The organism is Kitasatospora sp. NPDC048545 (genome assembly GCF_040651155.1).
Taxonomy (GTDB): domain Bacteria; phylum Actinomycetota; class Actinomycetes; order Streptomycetales; family Streptomycetaceae; genus Kitasatospora.
Genome location: NZ_JBEZIQ010000157.1, coordinates 1 through 2,366 on the forward strand (window position 1 = coordinate 1; position 2,366 = coordinate 2,366).

1 protein-coding gene is annotated in these 2,366 nt (G+C 73.8%); it reads left to right on the forward strand.

Annotated features, from left to right (window positions below):
• Window positions 1–2,366: condensation domain-containing protein (locus tag AB0D10_RS46185; protein ID WP_360269079.1), on the forward strand; the 2,366-nt coding region annotated here is incomplete at both ends.

Here is a 2,366-nt window from a genome sequence, read left to right on the forward strand (position 1 = left end):
GAGTACGCGGGCCGCGCGGACCAGCAGGTCAAGCTGCGCGGATTCCGCATCGAGCTGGGCGAGATCGAGGCTGTCCTCGGTGCGCACCCCGCCGTCGGGCAGGTCGCCGTCGTGGTCCGCGAGGACCTGCCGGGCGGCAGGGGCCTGGTCGGCTACGTCGTCCCCGCCGGGAACGTGACGGCCGAAGAGCTGCGCACCCACCTCGCGCGGCGGCTGCCGGAGTACATGGTGCCGGTCGCGTTCGTGCTGCTCGACACGTTGCCGCTGACCGTGAACGGCAAGCTGGACCGGCGGGCCCTGCCCGTGCCGGTCGTCACCGGCACGCCCGGCCGCGCGCCGCGCACCCCGCGCGAGGCGGTCCTGTGCGAGCTGTTCGCCCAGGTCCTCGGCCTGCCGCAGGTCGGCATCGACGACGGCTTCTTCGACCTCGGCGGCCACTCGCTGCTCGCCACCCGCCTGGCCAGCCGGATCCGCACCGCGCTCGACGTCGAGCTGCCGATCCGCGTCCTGTTCGAGGCACCGACCGTCGCCACGCTCGCCGAGCGCCTCGGCGCCCTGGACAGAGTCCGGGCGGACCGTCCGACGCTGACGGCGGGGGAGCGGCCCGAGCACCTGCCGGTCTCGTTCGCCCAGCAGCGGCTGTGGTTCCTCGGCGAACTGGAGGGGCCGAGCGCCACCTACACCATCCCGCTCGGGCTGCGCCTGACCGGCCCGCTCGACACCGAGCTGCTGCACCGGGCGCTGCGCGACGTCGTCGCCCGGCACGAGGTGCTGCGCACCGTCTACCGGTCCCGGGACGGCCGGCCGGAGCAGCGGGTCCTCCCCCTGGACGAGGTCGGCCCGCTGCTGACCGTCACCCGCACCGAGGGCCACGACGAGGGCGCCCACGCCACGGCCGCCGCGCACGTCTTCGACCTGCGGGAGGACGTGCCGGTGCACGCCTGGCTGTTCGAGGAGGCGGAGGAGACCCACACCCTCGTTCTGGTGGTGCACCACATCGCGGGTGACGGCTGGTCGATGGCGCCACTGGCCCGCGACGCCTCGACGGCCTACGCGGCCCGCGTGCACGGTGAGGCCCCGGTGTGGGAGCCGCTGCCGGTGCAGTACGCCGACTACGCGCTGTGGCAGCGTGCGCTGCTGGGCTCGGTCGAGGACGAAGGCAGCCTGCTGGCCGAGCAGTTGGGCTACTGGCGCGAGGCGCTGGCCGGGCTGCCGGAGGAGCTGGCGCTGCCGGCCGACCGGCCGCGTCCGGCCGTGGCCACCCACCGCGGTGGCTCCGTGGCCCTGGACATCCCGGTGGACCTGCACGAGCGCCTGCGCCTGCTCGCCCGCGCTGAGGGTGTGACGCCGTTCATGGTGCTGCAGGCCGCGCTGGCGGTGCTGCTGTCGCGTCTGGGTGCGGGTCAGGACATCCCGATCGGCACGCCGATCGCGGGCCGTACGGACGAGGCGTTGGACGAGCTGGTCGGGTTCTTCGTCAACACGCTGGTGCTGCGTACGGACCTGTCCGGCGGCCCGACCTTCGCGGAGTTGCTGACCCGTGTCCGTGAGAACAGCCTGGGTGCGTTCGCTCATCAGGACGTGCCGTTCGAGCGGCTCGTGGAGGAGCTGGCGCCGTCGCGGTCGATGGCCCGGCACCCGCTGTTCCAGGTCATGCTGTCGGTCCAGAACAACGCCGAGGCCACGCTAGACCTGCCCGGCGTCCAGACCTCCCCGCTCGCCCTGGAGGCGGACGCGGCCCGCTTCGACCTGGGCTTCACGCTCACCGAGGACTTCGCCGCCGACGGCGCCCCGGCCGGCCTCTCCGGCACCCTCAGCTACGCCTCGGACCTCTTCGACGCCGCGACCGTCGAGGCGGTCGCGCAGCGCTTCGTCCGGGTCCTGGACGGGGTGCTCGCCGCACCGGACCAGCCGGTCACCCGCACGGAGGTCCTGGCGGAGGAGGAACGGCACCGCATCGTGACCGAGTGGAACGCCACCGGCCACGCCGTTCCGTCCACGACCCTGACGGCGCTCTTCGAGGTCCAGGTGGCCCGCACGCCGCAGGCAGTGGCGCTCGCCCACGAGATCACCGAGTTCACCTACGCCGAGGCGAACGCCGACGCCAACCGGCTCGCCCGCCTGCTCGCCGAGCGCGGCGTGCGCCCCGAGGACCGCGTCGCGGTGCTGTTGGAGCGTTCGACCGAGCTGGTCGTCAGCCTGCTGGCGGTGCTCAAGGCCGGTGGGGCGTATGTGCCGATCGACCCGGAGTACCCGGTGGACCGGATCGGCTACATGGTGGCCGACTCGGCGCCGCGGGTGCTGCTGACCAGTCGCGCGTGCGTGGAGCGGGCGGGCGACACGAGGGGTGTCGAGGTGCTGTTGCT